The sequence below is a fragment of the Falsihalocynthiibacter sp. S25ZX9 genome (assembly GCF_041205405.1).
Taxonomy (GTDB): domain Bacteria; phylum Pseudomonadota; class Alphaproteobacteria; order Rhodobacterales; family Rhodobacteraceae; genus Falsihalocynthiibacter; species Falsihalocynthiibacter arcticus.
Map to the genome: position 1 here is coordinate 103,486 of NZ_JBGFCD010000002.1, position 14,573 is coordinate 118,058.

A 14,573-nucleotide genomic window follows, 5' to 3' on the forward strand; every position below is an offset into this window, starting at 1 on the left:
TCCGTCGCATCTCATTCGCGTTTCTGCTCCGATGTTCTGTATCAGTAATGATATAAACATCCGTTCATGCGCCCGGGCCGGCTCGCGGCCTCACGGGCAAATTTGCAGCCTTGCGGCCTAATCGGTCTGCGCCGTCGTCAGAGCCATGGCCCCGTCCCGCCGGTCGCAGCGAAACTCTCCGTACGGTACAGTCCCCATTGGACGGCCCGCCGTAAAACGATACTAGTTGGTATTGGGGATAAAAGACAATGGGGAAAATGCGCACAACACAACCTGTGCGTGCACGCCCTTCATTCCCCTTCCCAAAGGCGGTAAATGACGTGACATCAAAGCTTATTCTGCCGCATTTGGGACGTGTTTTAAATATAGTCCGATCTGGTCAAAGTGTATTTGGCCATTTTCTCATTTAGCGTCCGACGGGGAAGGCAAAGCTCTTCCATAACGTTCACGATGCTACCCTTGTGGCGGCGCATTGTATTGTCGATCAGCATCCGCTCAAACGCTTCCACATATTCCTTGAGGGGCTTGCCATCGGTGGTCATCGTCGGAGCCACATCGTCATTATCCGCCATCAACAGGCTTGCAATGGTGCCCGAACCACGACGGTTTTGCAGGACCGCCCGTTCAGCGACGTTAATCAACTGGCGCACATTTCCGGGCCAGGGCGATTGCAATAATTGTGCGGCCTCTTGTGCGCTCACTTGCGGGGCGTCACAGCCATATTCTTCGGCGAATTGTTCGGACAGGCGGGTGAATAGGAGCAAGATATCTTCACCTCGCTGGCGCAATGGCGGCAACGTGATTTTCAACGCAGACAGGCGGTAAAACAGATCGGGCCGCAGGGCGTCTTCACAGGTTTTCCCCTGCTCTTGCAAGTTGCAAATCGCGATAATCCGCGTTTCTGCGGGAGTTCCCTGTTCATTCATAAACGTCAGCAAACGCGCCTGAAGCCCTTGGCTGAGAGCCTCGATATCTTCGAGTACCAACGTACCGCCGCGCGCGTCTTCGACCAGCGGTTGGTTGCCGCCGTCATCAATAGGGCCAAACAACCGCCGCGCCAGTTCCTCTTCCTCAAAAGCGGCGCAGGACACTAACTTAAACTTCTTGCCAGCACGGGATCCGACAGCATGCAGCGCGTGGGCCACCAGTGTTTTACCCGTACCCGTTTCGCCCTCGATAAGTACGTGGCCGTCGGCTTGCCCAAGATCGAGGATATCTTCGCGCAGCCGCTCCATTTCGGGGCTAGCACCGATGAGTTTCTTCATCACCGCTCCGCCGTCGCCCAATTCGCGGCGCAGCGCACGGCTATCAAGCGTCAATCGACGCGCCTGTGTCGCTTTTTTCGCCATTTCGGTCATGACATCAGGGTTGAAAGGCTTCTCTAAGAAATCATACGCCCCGATCCGCATCGCTTCCACTGCCATAGGCACATCGCCATGCCCCGTAATCAGGATCACCGGCAAGCCCGAGTCGATACTCATCAACTTGCGCAACAACGCCATTCCATCCATCCCAGGCATCCGAATGTCAGAAACAACAATTCCAGGATAATCGGCACCAACAGATTTAAGAGCCTCTGTCGCACTAGCATGCGTTTCAGTGTCGAAACCCGACAGAGCCAACCACTGGCTAATCGATTGACGCATGTCTTTTTCATCGTCAACGATGGCAATCTTCATGGCTTTGGCCATTTAGTCCTCACTCGGCTGATTTGTATTCATCATTTAATATGGGGAGCGTCACTTCAAATACAGCCCCCCCTTTGGCGGCATTTCGAGCGGTCAACCGCCCCCCGAAATCGTTTACGATCCCGCTGGAGATAGCAAGCCCCAAGCCCACACCGTCGCCCGGCGCTTTTGTAGTGTAAAATGGCTCAAACAACGCGTCAAGATCGTCAATCCCTGGCCCATTATCCCGCAGCGATAAAACGGCGGTTTCGCCGACGGTTAACAGGATTTCGATATGTGGGTTCTTGGCGGTTTTCGTCGCGTCCAAGGCGTTTCTAAACAGGTTAATAATGACTTGCTCTAGACGCATCTGGTCGGCCAAAATAATCACAGGATCGCGTGGAATTGTACGGGTAATTTGAACGTGCCGTTGCTTGAGTTGTGGCTCCATCATCGACAAGGCAGAAGAGAGCGCGGATCTTATATCAAAGGGCTGAAATGTGTCCCCGCCCTTGCGCGCATAGCTCTTGAGTTGCTTGGTAATCGCCCCCATACGCTCGATCAAATCGTCGATCCGCTGGAAGCTGGCTTGGGCCTCCTCTGGACGTTTTCTGAGGAGCAAAAGCTTGGCCCCCGCGAGGTAGGTTTTCATCGCGGCAAGGGGCTGATTTAACTCATGCGAAACCGCCGCCGACATCTCGCCCAATGCGGCAAGTTTAGAGCTTTGGGCTAGGGTTTGTTCGGCCATGTCGAGATGTTTTTCAACCTTCTCACGCTCGGCGATTTCGCGCTGAAGGCGCTGGTTTAGCTGGCGAAGTTCCGCCGACTCGTTCTGGAAAAACACGGAACTTAGGCGCGCGCGCCGCGAGGTGAAGTAAAAGCCAAGCGCGATCAATATCGCCCCGCCCATAATTTCGAGGGCTAAAACACCGTTCACCTTGTCACGCACCGAGGCAAATGTGGTGAAACTGGTGAGTTTCCATCCTTGGAACGGCACCCGCACTTCTTGGCGCATTAAGGCCTCACCTTGAAGATAGGCTTCCACGGGCAAATCGCCCCAACCAACCTCAGCCCAATCGCGAGTTGCATTCAAAGCGCGGGTGATCGCGGACGGCGCACTTTTGGTTTTAAGGGCTTCTTTTTCGGTCAAACCACGCCAAAGGGGTTCGGTTGAAAGGATGATATTTCCTTCGGAATTGGCTACGATCACCGCATCTGTTGTCCCTTTCCAGGAGGCCTCAAACTGGCGTAAATCCACATCCACAACGATGACCCCGATAAGGGTGCCGTTGGAGACTAACTTCTGGGAATAAGTGAATTTTGACGCGCCCGTCTCATTTTGGGACACGCCAAAAATCGCGCCATCCGTGCGAACGGCTGCGACAAAGGCTTCAGAGTTGCGCGCATTTCCCCCAAGGAGATTGCGGTCGGTGGCTGCAACCACACGTCCGCTTTCATCCAACAATTGCAAACCCGCGATGCCGATCTCTTCGGCATATGTGATAAGCTGCTGACTTGACTGCGTAAAGTCGGATGAATTCAACGCGCCCGTCAGGACAGGGTCACGTGCCAACAGGCGCGGAACAATGGCGCTGCGTCTGATTTCGCCCACAATATTGCCCGAATAAAGCGCGAGCCGCACCTGTGCACGACTGCGGGTCGTTTCGGTATATCGTTCGGTCAAAAGTGTATTGGTAGACCAGATTATGCCCGCCCCGATGGCAATGGCAAGGATCAGCAAACCACGGGCCATCCAGCCCGTTTTTGCAACGCGCCTCAATGGGATTTCTGAAGATCTTAGTCCAGAACTTGCACCGCTTCTTGTGCTACGGCTCAGCCCAACGTCCCCCCCCATCGACGGGACAGCACTTAAAGGATCGGGTGAATGGGGCGCATCTTTAGCCATGGCCAACGATACCCCCTGCGCCGTGAAGGCTCAAGACGTTGCGTCTATGCGCTAACCAATTCGCTCACAATTGAGCGAAAGAACGCTTGTCCGTCGGTACCAACATGGCTGGTGTCAAAAGCACGCTCGGGGTGCGGCATCATGCCCAAAACCCGTTTATTTTCACTTAGCACACCCGCAATATCGGCTGTGGAGCCATTGGGGTTGTTGCCATAGGTAAAGGCCACGCGCCCCTCACCTTGAAGACGTTCAATGGTCTGGGCGTCAGCTGTATAATTGCCGTCATGGTGGGCAATCGGGATGTCGATCACTTGGCCAGCCTCATAGCCGCGCGTAAATAGCGTGTCGGCGTTTTCAACGACAAGCGGCACGGTTTTGCAGATGTATTTCAAGCCAGCGTTACGCAGCAGTGCCCCCGGAAGCAGGCCGGTTTCCGCAAGGATTTGAAAGCCGTTACACACGCCAAAAACATGGCCGCCCTTATTGGCAAAATCCACCACAGAGCGGCAAATTGGGCTTTGCGCGGCAATCGCACCACAACGCAGGTAATCACCAAAACTAAACCCGCCCGGAACACCGACAAAATCGAGGCCAGAAGGCAGGGTTGTGTCTTTGTGCCAGACCATTTCCACATCGGCTCCGCTTTCGCGTAAAGCCACCGCAAGGTCGCGATCACAGTTGGAACCGGGGAAGACAATGACAGCAGCTTTCATGGCAGATGGTCCTTTTTAGGCAGTAAAATCAGTAATGACGGCCACACCGGGCGCGGTTGGCCCGTTAAAGGCGCGCAGCTCGTCACTCGCGGAGGATAGAGGTATTTCACGGGCAACCAAAGGCGTCATATCCACGGCACCACTCTCGATAAGCGACAACAAGCTAGGATAGCGCCACGATGGCATGCCACGCGTGCCGAATAGGGCGAGATTGCCCATATAAACGGCGTTCATATTGATCTGCATTTTGGCGGTATGGCCCACGGGCATTCCAACTTGAACGTGCCGCCCCAAGGGCCGCAAACACTCGATACTGGCGTTTGTGGTCGCTTCGATGCCGAGGGCTTCGATGCTCACATGCGCGCCGCCGCCTGTAATCTCGCGGATAGCAAGGGCAGTATCACCCGCCGAGGCATTCACGGCCGCGTCCGCTCCGAGGCTGAGCGCGTGGGTGAGTTTTTCCTCAACGATATCAACAACAACAACCCGCGCACCAAGGGCCTTAGCCAACAGAAACGCCGAGAGGCCAACGCCCCCCGTTCCATGCACAGCAACCCATTCGCCCGCCTGTACCGCGGCGCGCCCCGTGAGCGCGTGCCACGCAGTCGTGACGCGACACCCAAGTCCCGCAGCGACGGTGGGAGAGAGTGTGTCGGGCAAAATAGCTAAGTTGTGGTCGAAAGGAACGGCGATATATTGTGCGAAGGCTCCGGGTTCGATAAACCCCGGAAGCCGTTGATTTGGGCAGGTATTTTGATGTCCCGACTGGCAAGACGGACAGGCACCACAGGCCAGAATAAAGGGCGCAACGAGGCGGTCCCCAACGGCATATTTTGCACGCGCCCCCGCTTCGACAACGGTTCCGCAATATTCATGCCCCATAATTTGACCCGGTTTAACGCGAGGATGCTCCCCGACCCACCCGTGCCAATCCGAACGGCAGACGCCACAGGCCATCACTTCGAGCACAACGCCGTCTTCGGGACAGGCCGGATCGGCGACCTCTTCCAAAGACAGATCCGCGTTGTATTCCCGAAGGACCGCGGCGCGCATTAGGCGATCTCGATCGTGTAGCTTTCGATCACAGTATTTGCGAGCAGCTTGTCGCACATCTCGGTGATCGTCGCCTCAGACGTGCCATCGGCAAGGTCAAGTTCAATCACTTTGCCTTGACGCACATCATTCACACCCTCAAATCCGAGGGTGCCAAGCGCATGACGCACGGCGGCGCCTTGGGGGTCAAGAACACCGTTTTTCAGCATCACATGTACACGGGCTTTCATGGCAGAACTTTCCTTATTTTTCGAAGAGGCTTAATTAATCAACGTCGGTTTACCAGAAGGGTGCGTCACATTGGAGGGCATAACGCCCAAACGTGTCGCCACTTCGGTATAGGCATCGGCCAAATCGCCGAGATCTTGGCGGAAGACGTCTTTGTCGAGCTTACGGCCTGTCTCGATGTCCCACAAACGACAGCTATCAGGGCTAATTTCATCGGCCACAACAAGGCGCATGAAATCGCCGTCATAAACGCGGCCCAGTTCGATTTTGAAATCAACCAGCTTGATGCCAACGCCGTACATAACGCCCGATAGGAAGTCGTTTACCCGCAATGCAAGCGCGACAATGTCATCAAGCTCCTGCTGGGAGGCCCAGCCGAAAGCGATGACATATTCTTCGGGAACCAATGGATCGCCAAGTGAGTCGTCTTTGTAGGAAAACTCGACAATCGGACGCGGCATTGGTGTGCCCTCTTCGATTCCCATGCGCTTGGAAAACGAGCCCGCAGCAAAATTGCGCACAATAACTTCGAGCGGTATAATTTCGACCCGACGGATCAATTGCTCGCGCATATTGAGGCGTTTGAGGAAGTGAGTCGGCACGCCGATTTGCTCAAGACCGACCATAAAATATTCGCTCAGGCGGTTATTCAGAACACCTTTTCCGTCAATCACAGCCTTCTTCTCGGCGTTAAAAGCGGTGGCATCATCCTTGAAATACTGCACTAAAGTGTCAGGCTCAGGGCCTTCATACAGAGTTTTTGCTTTGCCTTCGTAAATCTTGGTGCGACGTGCCATTCGGGTTCCGATCTTCGGATGCTGCGGTTTGGCACGTGAGGTGAGTCTTGTGCCCCTTCGCGCCCTATACGCCATGGGATGCTTTGCCGCAAGGTTGCGCATCGCCCTTGCGGCTTTGCGCGTGAGTTGGCATATGTTAGGGGAACGAATTAACACCCTTGCACACAAGCCCGAGGAAAGAACATGACAACATTTGACGATCGCGAAAACGCTTTTGAAGCCAAATTCGCTCACGACGCCGATATGCAGTTCAAAGCCATCGCCCGTCGTAACAAACTCGTTGGCCTTTGGGCCGCAGCCTTGCTTGGAAAAACGGGCAATGACGCAACGACTTATGCGCTCGAAGTTGTGAAAGCCGATTTCGAAGAAGCTGGCCATGACGATGTTGTGCGCAAAGTGACTGGTGATTTGGGCGACCTTGCGACCGAAGCCGCTGTACGCGAAAAAATGGCGAGTTGCTTGGTTGAGGCGCAAACCCAAGTGTTGAAAGAAGTCAAATAGGCTTTCTAATCGAGTAAAATTAAACGCGCCCCTATCCCTAGGTGGCGCGTTTTTTTTGTTACAATTCTATATGTTAACTCCCCCCTAAGAGAGTTCCCTTACACCTAATAGCGGTGGATAAAAGGTGCGGCGATGGGGAACAATGTGAACACTTCGATTGATCGAGGGTCGAATGGAACTACGGCAAAGATAGATTCCATGTCGTTTGAGCCACCTCCTAAGATGGCCCGCAAAAATCTAGCCACTCTCTTTATGCGACACCAAATTGCGAGACAAGCCGCCCCCATTGCGTTGGCGATTGGCTTCGTTGCCCTTTTCCTCGACAATATGGTCGCCTTGGATGTCTCGCAAATTTGGGTGGCCGTACAAACTGTCTCAGGCGTCCAGTGGGGAATGGCAACCGTTGCTACCGCAGCGAGCTTCTGGGCGGTTGGGCGTTATGACGCGGTCATTCACCGTCATTTACGCACACAAGTGGGCAATAAAACCGCCTCACGTGCGGGAATCGCTGCGATCGCTGTCTCGCAAACCACAGGGTTTGGACTTTTCACCGGTGCCTTGACACGCTGGCGCCTTCTCCCTGAAATCAGTTTCCTTCAAGCGACCCAGATTTCTGCGGCTGTCGCTGTCTCGTTTTTGGCAGGACTGGCGGTTGTTATGTCCTTCGCCGCGCTCCTTTTCCCTCTGCCCGTTGGAATTGCAGACCTTAGTTTTGGGTATCTTGTCCCGCTCCTTTTGCTCCCGCCCCTCGGGCTCATTGCGCTCGTTACCGCTTCCCTTTTACAACCTCATATTTCCTTTAGAGGGCATAGGCTAAACTGGCCAAGTGTCTCTGCAATTTTCGCAATAACAGGCCTTGCAGCGGCCGATACTTTGGCAGCGTCCGGTGCGCTTTTCGCGCTGCTTCCGCCCGCGCTTGAGCTTGGTTTCAGTCAGCTCTATCCCGCCTTTCTTATTGCCTTTGGGGTGGCATTGGTGTCGGGCACACCAGGGGGCGTCGGCCCTTTTGAGGTCACGCTCCTCATGCTCCTGCCCTTTGTACCAGCAGAGCCCCTCCTTGGGGCGATCCTTGCCTATCGCACGCTGTACTATGCTTTACCTGCGCTTTTGGGGGCGATAACCCTCGCACGCGGCCCATTCCTTCAGCGCAACAAGCCAAACAAAAGGATGCTGCCTCAAACTGGCGGAATCGCATGGTTTCCCTCGCGCCTCGAGGCTTTGATCCATAGTGCCCCGCGCGCCGAAGCCAATCTTTTACGCCAAGGCGACAAAGCATTGCTGCATGCGCCGAATTCGGCAGGGTGTTTTCTCACGGCATCTCGGGGACAGGCGCTCATCGCATTGGGCGACCCTCTTGTGGCGACGCATCCGCAAAGCCTATTGGCGTCCTTCAAGAACATGGCCGAAGCTGACAATCACTTGCCCTTTTTGTATAAAATCAGCGGCCGCATGGCGCTTGAGGCGCGCAAATTTGGCATGGCTGTCACCCCCGTCAGCCGTGAAGCATGGCTTACGCCCTCCGAATTCTGCCTCCAGACCCCAGAATACAGCCAGTTACGCCGCAAATTACGCAAAGCGCAAAAGGCAGGCATTTCCCTTAAGCCGCTGTTTAATCACGCAGACCTTCATCTCACTTTGGGCGAAATGACGCGCGTTGCGCGCGAATGGTCCGACACCCACGGCGGCGAACGTGGGTTTACCATGGGAATATATGATCCTGCCTACGTGCAGACCCAGCGCTGTTTTCTCGCCTACAAAAACGACAGTCTTGTGGGGTTTGTGAGCTTTTCAACGGTGGCTGCAGAATGGACGCTCGACCTTATGCGCCATGCCAGCAGCATCCCCGACGGAACCATGCATGCGTTGGTAGCTGAGGCGATCAAGACCGCTGCGATTGAGAATATCCCCCGCCTTTCCCTCGCCTCCGTGCCATGGCAACCCGCGCCTTTGGCCTCACGGTTGGCGCATTGGTTTTGGGGGAAGTTGGGAGCCCTGTCCGGCGGCGCGGGCCTCACGCAATTCAAGTCCAGTTTTGCTCCGCATTGGGAGACGCTTTACATGGCGGGCCCCAATCGCCTCGGTCTCGCCCTTGGTGCATTTGACGTGACACGCGCTATTCTCGCGCAACAACCTGCCGCCAATTTGGCGACCTCGCTCACCACCACTTCAAGCAACGGCGAAAAACGACAACTTGAAACCCTTTCACAAACATTATGACGATAATGAATTTGCACCTTGGCGTAAAAACTGGCATTTGACCGCAAGCCCCCCACTTAATGTGGGGCTATACGTGTTTTTGAAAGGCAGATCCCATGACCAACGCACTGCAACGCATGCTCTCGGAGCGCGACTGGATTTTGGCCGATGGGGCCACGGGCACCAACCTGTTTAACATGGGACTCACTTCTGGGGATGCGCCCGAAATGTGGAACGTGGAAGAACCCGAGAAAATCAAAGCGCTTTATCGCGGGGCCGTGGATGCAGGGTCTGATCTGTTTCTCACCAATACGTTTGGCGGCAACGCCAGCCGTTTGAAATTGCACAACGCACAACACCGTGTCGCCGAACTCAACATCGCAGCAGCCCATCTTGCGCGTGACGTGGCCGATACCGCGGGGCGCCCCGTGATCGTAGCGGGTTCTGTCGGGCCAACGGGCGAGATCATGGTGCCACTGGGAAGCCTCACCCACGCGCTTGCGGTGGAAATGTTCCACGAGCAAGCCGCAGCCCTCAAAGAAGGCGGCGTAGATGTTTTGTGGCTTGAAACCATCTCGGCCCCCGAAGAATACCGCGCGGCGGCCGAAGCCTTTAAGCTGGCCGATATGCCATGGTGCGGCACCATGAGTTTTGACACGGCAGGCCGCACCATGATGGGGGTGACCTCGTCTGATATGGTGGACATCGTGGCGAAAATCGAAAACCAGCCACTGGCCTTCGGTGCGAACTGTGGTGTCGGCGCGTCGGACCTTCTGCGCACGGTACAAGGGTTCTCCGCCCGTGGTCCCGTCACTCCAATCATATCCAAAGGCAACGCAGGCATTCCAAAATTCCACGATGGCCACATTCACTATGACGGCACGCCTGAATTGATGGGCGACTACGCCTGCCTCGCACGAGACTCGGGCGCGACGATCATTGGCGGCTGCTGTGGCACGACGCCGGATCACTTGCGTGCCATGCGCGAAGCCCTTGAAACCCGCGAACGTGGCCCCCGCCCCTCGCTGGAATTCATCACCAAAAGCCTCGGTGGTTTTTCTTCGCCAAAAGACGGCACAGGCGACGATTCCGAGAAACCCGAGCGTATTCGACGCCGTTCACGGACCTAAACTTCCGTAAAACCAATCTGATGCGTCGGAACAAGCGCCAAGCATGTCGCAAAATGCCAAGTTCCGACCGTAAAGCAGGCCCATCAATGGGCAGACACCGCGCGATTTCGCGCCCTATGAATAGGGTAGACCCATGGCTGACGACGCAGACATCATCCTAAGCGAACTTCCAGACGACGAACTCGTCCTTCAAATGCATGACGACCTTTACGACGGCATGAAGGAAGAAATCGAAGAAGCGGTGCACATCCTGCTGGAACGAAAATGGACGCCCTACGATATTCTGACTAAAGCTTTGGTGGCGGGCATGACAGTTGTGGGCCATGATTTCCGCGACGGTATTTTGTTCGTTCCAGAGGTGCTCCTTGCGGCGGGCGCGATGAAGGGTGGCATGTCCATCCTTAAACCCCTCCTCGTCGAAACTGGTGCGCCAAAAATGGGCAAAATGGTCATCGGAACCGTCAAAGGCGATATCCACGACATCGGCAAAAACCTCGTCGGCATGATGATGGAAGGTGCAGGCTTTGAAGTTGTCGATCTGGGCATCAACAATCCCGTCGAAGATTATCTTGACGCGCTCAAACGCGAAGACGCTGATATCCTTGGCATGTCCGCACTTTTGACCACGACCATGCCCTATATGAAAGTCGTGATCGACACGATGATCGAACGCGGTATTCGCGACGATTACATTGTTCTTGTCGGCGGCGCGCCTCTGAATGAAGAATTCGGCAAAGCCATTGGCGCCGACGCCTATTGCCGTGACGCTGCTGTCGCCGTGGAAACCGCAAAGACCTTCATCGCACGCAAACACAATCGGGCTTCGGCTGGCTAAAGGTTTCGTCCCCCTGCCCAATTTCCAAAGCCCCGCCGGTGACTTCACGCGCGGGGCTTTCTTTTTTGAACATTCGACCCCATATTAAATGGGATTGGAGACCCTATGCCTTTAGATAAATTGATCCTTCTTCTCGTCATTGTAATTTCCGCCGCCGCGGCGACCGTTTACGTGGCAAGCTTGATGCTGGTGAGCCTTCAGGTGCCGGGTGGGATGTTGCTCCTCATTCCAACCGTGCTTGTTATCTATGTCCTTTACCGTGTCATTTCAGATCGCGTTAAGAACAAGGAGGATGACCACTATGACTCTATCGAAAAATAGCCCCCTTATTCTGACCATCGAAACTGTTCCTGGCCGCGAGATTATAGGCATATTGGGCCTCGTTAAGGGCTCAACCGTGCGGGCCAAACACGTCGGAGCGGACATAACGGCGGCCTTGCGCAATATTGTGGGCGGAGAAGTTAAGGAATACGCGCAACTGTTGGCGGGAGCGCGCGAACAGGCAAAAGACCGCATGATCGATGATGCGCAAGCCCTTGGAGCGGACGCCATCGTCGGCGTTCGGATGCAAACCTCCGCAATCCAAAATGGCGCGTCCGAAGTTGTGTTTTACGGCACCGCTGTCCGTCTCGCACCATGACATTGCGGAGCCCAAACCTTACCGACGAAGCCCTCTCTGAGGGGGAACACGTCTTGGCCACGGGTCGTGTGCTCCTGATTGCTTGCGGGGCATTGGCGCATGAAATTTTGGCGCTCAAACGGCTGAATGGTTGGGATCATCTCGCACTGCGCTGCCTGCCCGCGAACCTGCACTTGCGTCCCGAAAAAATCCCAGCCGAAGTTGCCCGCGTCGTGACCGAAGAACGGGCGCAATACGACGATATTTTTGTGGTTTATGCTGATTGTGGCACGGGTGGGCTTTTGGCCAAAGAATGTGCGTCCCTGGGGGTCGAAATGATTGCTGGCCCGCATTGTTACGCGTTTTTTGAGGGCGTCGACGCCTTTGCCGCCCACCCAGACGAGATCACTGCCTTCTACCTCACCGACTTCCTCGTGCGGCAATTCGATGCCTTCGTAATCAAACCCATGGGCCTCGACCGCCACCCGCAATTGCGCGACATGTATTTCGGGAATTACACAAAACTGGTTTATCAAGCCCAGACCGACGACCCTGCCCTCACCGAAAAAGCCAAGCTCTGCGCGGCGCGTTTGGGGCTCGCATTTGAGCGCCGTTTTACAGGATATGGCGAGCTAGAAACGGCGCTCGCGCAGGTTTAAAGCGTGGCTTGCGCGATGCCGCGAATACGTTCCACCATGGCGCGGACACCGTTTGAGCGCTGTGCGGATAAATGCTCATCCAGCCCAAGCCGTCCCAGCTCTGCTGCGGCATCCACCGATAAAACATCCGCCACCGTGAGGCCCGAATAGAGCGCATGCAGCACCGCCACGAGGCCGCGCACGATCATGGCGTCACTCTCGCCGTGAAAATCAAAAACCGCCTTGGGCCCAGTTCCCGAAACATCGGGCATCAACCAGACTTGACTGGCGCAACCGTCTACTTTTGTCGCAGGTACACGAAATGCGTCCTCAAGCTCGGGCATAGCGCGCCCCAACTCAATCACATGCCGATAGCGGTCTTCCCAATCGTCCAGAAATTCAAAGGTTTCGGCGATGTCTTCGAATGCGGCGCTGGCCATATCTACTCCTTGCTTATCCTCCCTTTGAGGTAAGACCCGCCGCCCAAAAGGTCCAGCCCCATTCCAAAATCGGGTTGCGTCTTTTCAAATGGCTTCCAGTAGGCTACCTCAGAAGAAACAGCGGCGTGCAAACTGGGTGACACGCAAAAAGGAGACAACGCATGAGATTTCCGACCTATTTGATCGTGTCATTGGGCCTAGCCACCGGCGCCTGCTCCTCAGTATCGGACTCGCGCTATAACCCAATGAATTGGGGCCAAAGCGAGGATATTGCTGCGACTTTAGCTCCCGAAGACGGCTATCTGGTTCTCCAAGACAACCGAAACCTTATCGCGCAAGTTACGAATTTAACCGTGGTCAACGCCCAAGGCGGCGTCATTGTGCATGCAACTGGACTTCCCCCAACTCAAGGCTATTTTGACGCGGAGCTTTTCCCCCGAAATGAGGAAAAGCCAGAGGGTGCCACATTGGTTTATGAATTCCGCGTTCTTGAACCCAACCGGCAACAACGCGTTTCATCCGAGGTTTCCCGAGAGGTCATCGTGGCGCATTTCATTTCCACCGCCAAATTGCGCGGTGTGAACGAGATAAAAATTGTCGCGGCCCAAAACTCTCGCTCTAGCCGCGCGCAATAGGCCTATCCGACCAACCGCCTAGTTGGGTAGAAGTTCAACCACATCAACGTTTTGCCCCTTCAGGGCAAGGGCCACTTCACCACGGCACAGACGCATTGCATCCTGCCCAAAGACTTCGGCACGCCATCCGGCCAAGGCTTTAACGTCGCGACCACCCGCTGCTATAACGTCTAAATCCGCGGATGAGGCGATCAGCTTAGGGGCGACCCCAGTCAGGTCGCATTTTGCCTTCAACAGGACCCTCAACAAATCGGCCAACGCCGGATTCACTTGCAGTTTTTCACGCGAGCGATCGGGTTTTGGAATCTTGTCTTCGGGAAGAACGAGGCCCGTTTTAACAGCGGCCAAAATACCGTCCGCAATATCGCCCCGCCGCGCTTCGCGTAGCAAAAGGCGCGATCCGCTCAAGTCGTCAAAGCTGCTGGGTTTCGTTGAGGCCAACTCCAGCAACGCATCGTCTTTGTAGACACGGTTGCGGGGAATATTGCGTGTCTGTGCGTATTCTTCGCGAAACTGGGACAGGGTTTTAACAAGGGCCATAAACCGCCCACTTGTGGTGCGCGTTTTGACCCGTTTCCACGCGTCCTCGGAAGGTACAACATAAGTTCCCGGCGAAAGAAGCACCTCAAGTTCTTCTTCTACCCACTTGGAACGATTTGATTTTTTCAAATCTTTACTCAGAAATTCATAGACATCCCGCAAATGGGTTACATCCGCCAGCGCATAGGTTTTCTGGGCCGACGTCAGCGGGCGACGGGACCAATCGGTAAACCGCGATGTCTTGTCGATGTTGGCTTTGGCAATTTTGCGGACCAATGTTTCATAACCGACCTGCTCGCCAAAACCGCAAACCATCGCCGCCACTTGGGTATCGAAAAGCGGGATGGGAAACACGTTGCCTTCGATAAAAAAGATCTCAAGATCTTGCCGCGCCGCGTGAAAAACTTTGACCACATTCTCGTTGCGAAACAACTCATACAGCGGTTCGAGCGAAAAATCGGGGGCAAGTGGATCAACAAGAACAGCATCGACCTCGTCGTCGTCTCCGGGAACAGCAAGCTGTACAAGACAGAGCTTCGAATAATAGGTGCGCTCTCGCAGAAACTCCGTATCGACGGTCACATAAGGAAAGGATGCTGCGCGTTCACAATAGGCTGCAAGCTCGCTCGTCGTGGTAATCGTGATCATAAAACGCTATTCTTTTTCTTGTTTTTG

General features: G+C 55.0%; 16 protein-coding genes. 8 read left to right on the forward strand and 8 right to left on the reverse strand.

Translation table 11 applies throughout. The annotated features are described in order from the left end of the window. Positions 1 to 359: 359 nt before the first annotated feature. The 6 genes from AB9F29_RS02570 to purC all read right to left on the reverse strand — a co-directional run bounded on the left by AB9F29_RS02570 (position 360) and on the right by purC (position 6,364). Positions 360 to 1,691 carry a sigma-54 dependent transcriptional regulator gene (locus AB9F29_RS02570; protein ID WP_039003195.1) on the reverse strand — a complete coding sequence of 444 codons (1,332 nt, stop codon included), beginning with the start codon at positions 1,689 to 1,691 and terminating at the stop codon, positions 360 to 362. 7 nt (positions 1,692 to 1,698) lie between these two features. Beyond that, positions 1,699 to 3,420 (reverse strand): ATP-binding protein, encoded by a 1,722-nt coding sequence (locus AB9F29_RS02575; RefSeq protein ID WP_369754691.1) that lies wholly within the window; start codon positions 3,418 to 3,420, stop codon positions 1,699 to 1,701. 197 nt (positions 3,421 to 3,617) lie between these two features. Next, positions 3,618 to 4,286, reverse strand: a complete 669-nt coding sequence (purQ, locus tag AB9F29_RS02580; protein ID WP_369754476.1) for a phosphoribosylformylglycinamidine synthase subunit PurQ — start codon at positions 4,284 to 4,286, stop codon at positions 3,618 to 3,620. 15 nt (positions 4,287 to 4,301) lie between these two features. Next, positions 4,302 to 5,339 carry a zinc-dependent alcohol dehydrogenase family protein gene (locus AB9F29_RS02585; protein WP_369754477.1) on the reverse strand — a complete coding sequence of 346 codons (1,038 nt, stop codon included), beginning with the start codon at positions 5,337 to 5,339 and terminating at the stop codon, positions 4,302 to 4,304. Further along, positions 5,339 to 5,569: a phosphoribosylformylglycinamidine synthase subunit PurS gene (purS, locus tag AB9F29_RS02590; RefSeq protein ID WP_039003192.1), complete on the reverse strand. Its 231-nt coding sequence runs from the start codon at positions 5,567 to 5,569 to the stop codon at positions 5,339 to 5,341. The genes AB9F29_RS02585 and purS overlap by 1 nt, the downstream gene beginning before the upstream one ends. Positions 5,570 to 5,599: 30 nt before the next feature. Next, positions 5,600 to 6,364, reverse strand: coding sequence for a phosphoribosylaminoimidazolesuccinocarboxamide synthase (purC, locus tag AB9F29_RS02595; protein WP_039003191.1), 765 nt, complete (start codon positions 6,362 to 6,364; stop codon positions 5,600 to 5,602). A 183-nt stretch (positions 6,365 to 6,547) separates the two neighbouring features. On the opposite strand from purC, the gene AB9F29_RS02600 reads away from it, so the two are divergent. From AB9F29_RS02600 to AB9F29_RS02630, 7 genes are all read left to right on the forward strand, one after another. Further along, positions 6,548 to 6,865, forward strand: a complete 318-nt coding sequence (locus AB9F29_RS02600) for a DUF1476 domain-containing protein (protein WP_369754478.1) — start codon at positions 6,548 to 6,550, stop codon at positions 6,863 to 6,865. 198 nt (positions 6,866 to 7,063) lie between these two features. Beyond that, positions 7,064 to 9,082, forward strand: a complete 2,019-nt coding sequence (locus AB9F29_RS02605; RefSeq protein ID WP_369754479.1) for a bifunctional lysylphosphatidylglycerol flippase/synthetase MprF — start codon at positions 7,064 to 7,066, stop codon at positions 9,080 to 9,082. 95 nt (positions 9,083 to 9,177) lie between these two features. After that, a complete protein-coding gene (gene bmt, locus AB9F29_RS02610; RefSeq protein ID WP_335584448.1) occupies positions 9,178 to 10,191 on the forward strand; it encodes a betaine--homocysteine S-methyltransferase in 1,014 nt (337 codons plus the stop codon). Between the two features lie 133 nt (positions 10,192 to 10,324). Beyond that, complete coding sequence (locus AB9F29_RS02615) at positions 10,325 to 11,026, forward strand: B12-binding domain-containing protein (protein WP_335584447.1); 702 nt, start codon at positions 10,325 to 10,327, stop codon at positions 11,024 to 11,026. A gap of 105 nt (positions 11,027 to 11,131) precedes the next feature. Next, positions 11,132 to 11,347 carry a hypothetical protein gene (locus AB9F29_RS02620; RefSeq protein ID WP_369754480.1) on the forward strand — a complete coding sequence of 72 codons (216 nt, stop codon included), beginning with the start codon at positions 11,132 to 11,134 and terminating at the stop codon, positions 11,345 to 11,347. Next, positions 11,328 to 11,666 (forward strand): YbjQ family protein, encoded by a 339-nt coding sequence (locus AB9F29_RS02625; RefSeq protein WP_369754481.1) that lies wholly within the window; start codon positions 11,328 to 11,330, stop codon positions 11,664 to 11,666. The genes AB9F29_RS02620 and AB9F29_RS02625 overlap by 20 nt, the downstream gene beginning before the upstream one ends. Continuing rightward, entirely contained in the window at positions 11,663 to 12,304 is a 642-nt protein-coding gene (locus tag AB9F29_RS02630) for a DUF1638 domain-containing protein (RefSeq protein WP_369754482.1), read from the forward strand. The genes AB9F29_RS02625 and AB9F29_RS02630 overlap by 4 nt, the downstream gene beginning before the upstream one ends. Here AB9F29_RS02630 and AB9F29_RS02635 read toward each other — a convergent pair. Further along, a complete protein-coding gene (locus AB9F29_RS02635) occupies positions 12,301 to 12,723 on the reverse strand; it encodes a SufE family protein (protein WP_369754483.1) in 423 nt (140 codons plus the stop codon). The genes AB9F29_RS02630 and AB9F29_RS02635 overlap by 4 nt on opposite strands. Positions 12,724 to 12,884: 161 nt before the next feature. On the opposite strand from AB9F29_RS02635, the gene AB9F29_RS02640 reads away from it, so the two are divergent. Next, positions 12,885 to 13,358, forward strand: coding sequence for a hypothetical protein (locus tag AB9F29_RS02640; RefSeq protein ID WP_369754484.1), 474 nt, complete (start codon positions 12,885 to 12,887; stop codon positions 13,356 to 13,358). Between the two features lie 18 nt (positions 13,359 to 13,376). On the opposite strand, the gene rnd is transcribed toward AB9F29_RS02640, so the two are convergent. After that, positions 13,377 to 14,546 carry a ribonuclease D gene (rnd, locus tag AB9F29_RS02645; RefSeq protein ID WP_335586652.1) on the reverse strand — a complete coding sequence of 390 codons (1,170 nt, stop codon included), beginning with the start codon at positions 14,544 to 14,546 and terminating at the stop codon, positions 13,377 to 13,379. Positions 14,547 to 14,573: the final 27 nt, after the last annotated feature.

Bases quoted from the DNA above. Each gene is read 5' to 3' on its own strand.
- AB9F29_RS02570 (WP_039003195.1), bottom strand. From the start codon at position 1,691: ATGGCCAAAGCCATGAAGATTGCCATCGTTGACGATGAAAAAGACATG.
- AB9F29_RS02575 (WP_369754691.1), bottom strand. From the start codon at position 3,420: ATGGCCCGTGGTTTGCTGATCCTTGCCATTGCCATCGGGGCGGGCATA.
- purQ (WP_369754476.1), bottom strand. From the start codon at position 4,286: ATGAAAGCTGCTGTCATTGTCTTCCCCGGTTCCAACTGTGATCGCGAC.
- AB9F29_RS02585 (WP_369754477.1), bottom strand. From the start codon at position 5,339: ATGCGCGCCGCGGTCCTTCGGGAATACAACGCGGATCTGTCTTTGGAA.
- purS (WP_039003192.1), bottom strand. From the start codon at position 5,569: ATGAAAGCCCGTGTACATGTGATGCTGAAAAACGGTGTTCTTGACCCC.
- purC (WP_039003191.1), bottom strand. From the start codon at position 6,364: ATGGCACGTCGCACCAAGATTTACGAAGGCAAAGCAAAAACTCTGTAT.
- AB9F29_RS02600 (WP_369754478.1), top strand. From the start codon at position 6,548: ATGACAACATTTGACGATCGCGAAAACGCTTTTGAAGCCAAATTCGCT.
- AB9F29_RS02605 (WP_369754479.1), top strand. From the start codon at position 7,064: ATGTCGTTTGAGCCACCTCCTAAGATGGCCCGCAAAAATCTAGCCACT.
- bmt (WP_335584448.1), top strand. From the start codon at position 9,178: ATGACCAACGCACTGCAACGCATGCTCTCGGAGCGCGACTGGATTTTG.
- AB9F29_RS02615 (WP_335584447.1), top strand. From the start codon at position 10,325: ATGGCTGACGACGCAGACATCATCCTAAGCGAACTTCCAGACGACGAA.
- AB9F29_RS02620 (WP_369754480.1), top strand. From the start codon at position 11,132: ATGCCTTTAGATAAATTGATCCTTCTTCTCGTCATTGTAATTTCCGCC.
- AB9F29_RS02625 (WP_369754481.1), top strand. From the start codon at position 11,328: ATGACTCTATCGAAAAATAGCCCCCTTATTCTGACCATCGAAACTGTT.
- AB9F29_RS02630 (WP_369754482.1), top strand. From the start codon at position 11,663: ATGACATTGCGGAGCCCAAACCTTACCGACGAAGCCCTCTCTGAGGGG.
- AB9F29_RS02635 (WP_369754483.1), bottom strand. From the start codon at position 12,723: ATGGCCAGCGCCGCATTCGAAGACATCGCCGAAACCTTTGAATTTCTG.
- AB9F29_RS02640 (WP_369754484.1), top strand. From the start codon at position 12,885: ATGAGATTTCCGACCTATTTGATCGTGTCATTGGGCCTAGCCACCGGC.
- rnd (WP_335586652.1), bottom strand. From the start codon at position 14,546: ATGATCACGATTACCACGACGAGCGAGCTTGCAGCCTATTGTGAACGC.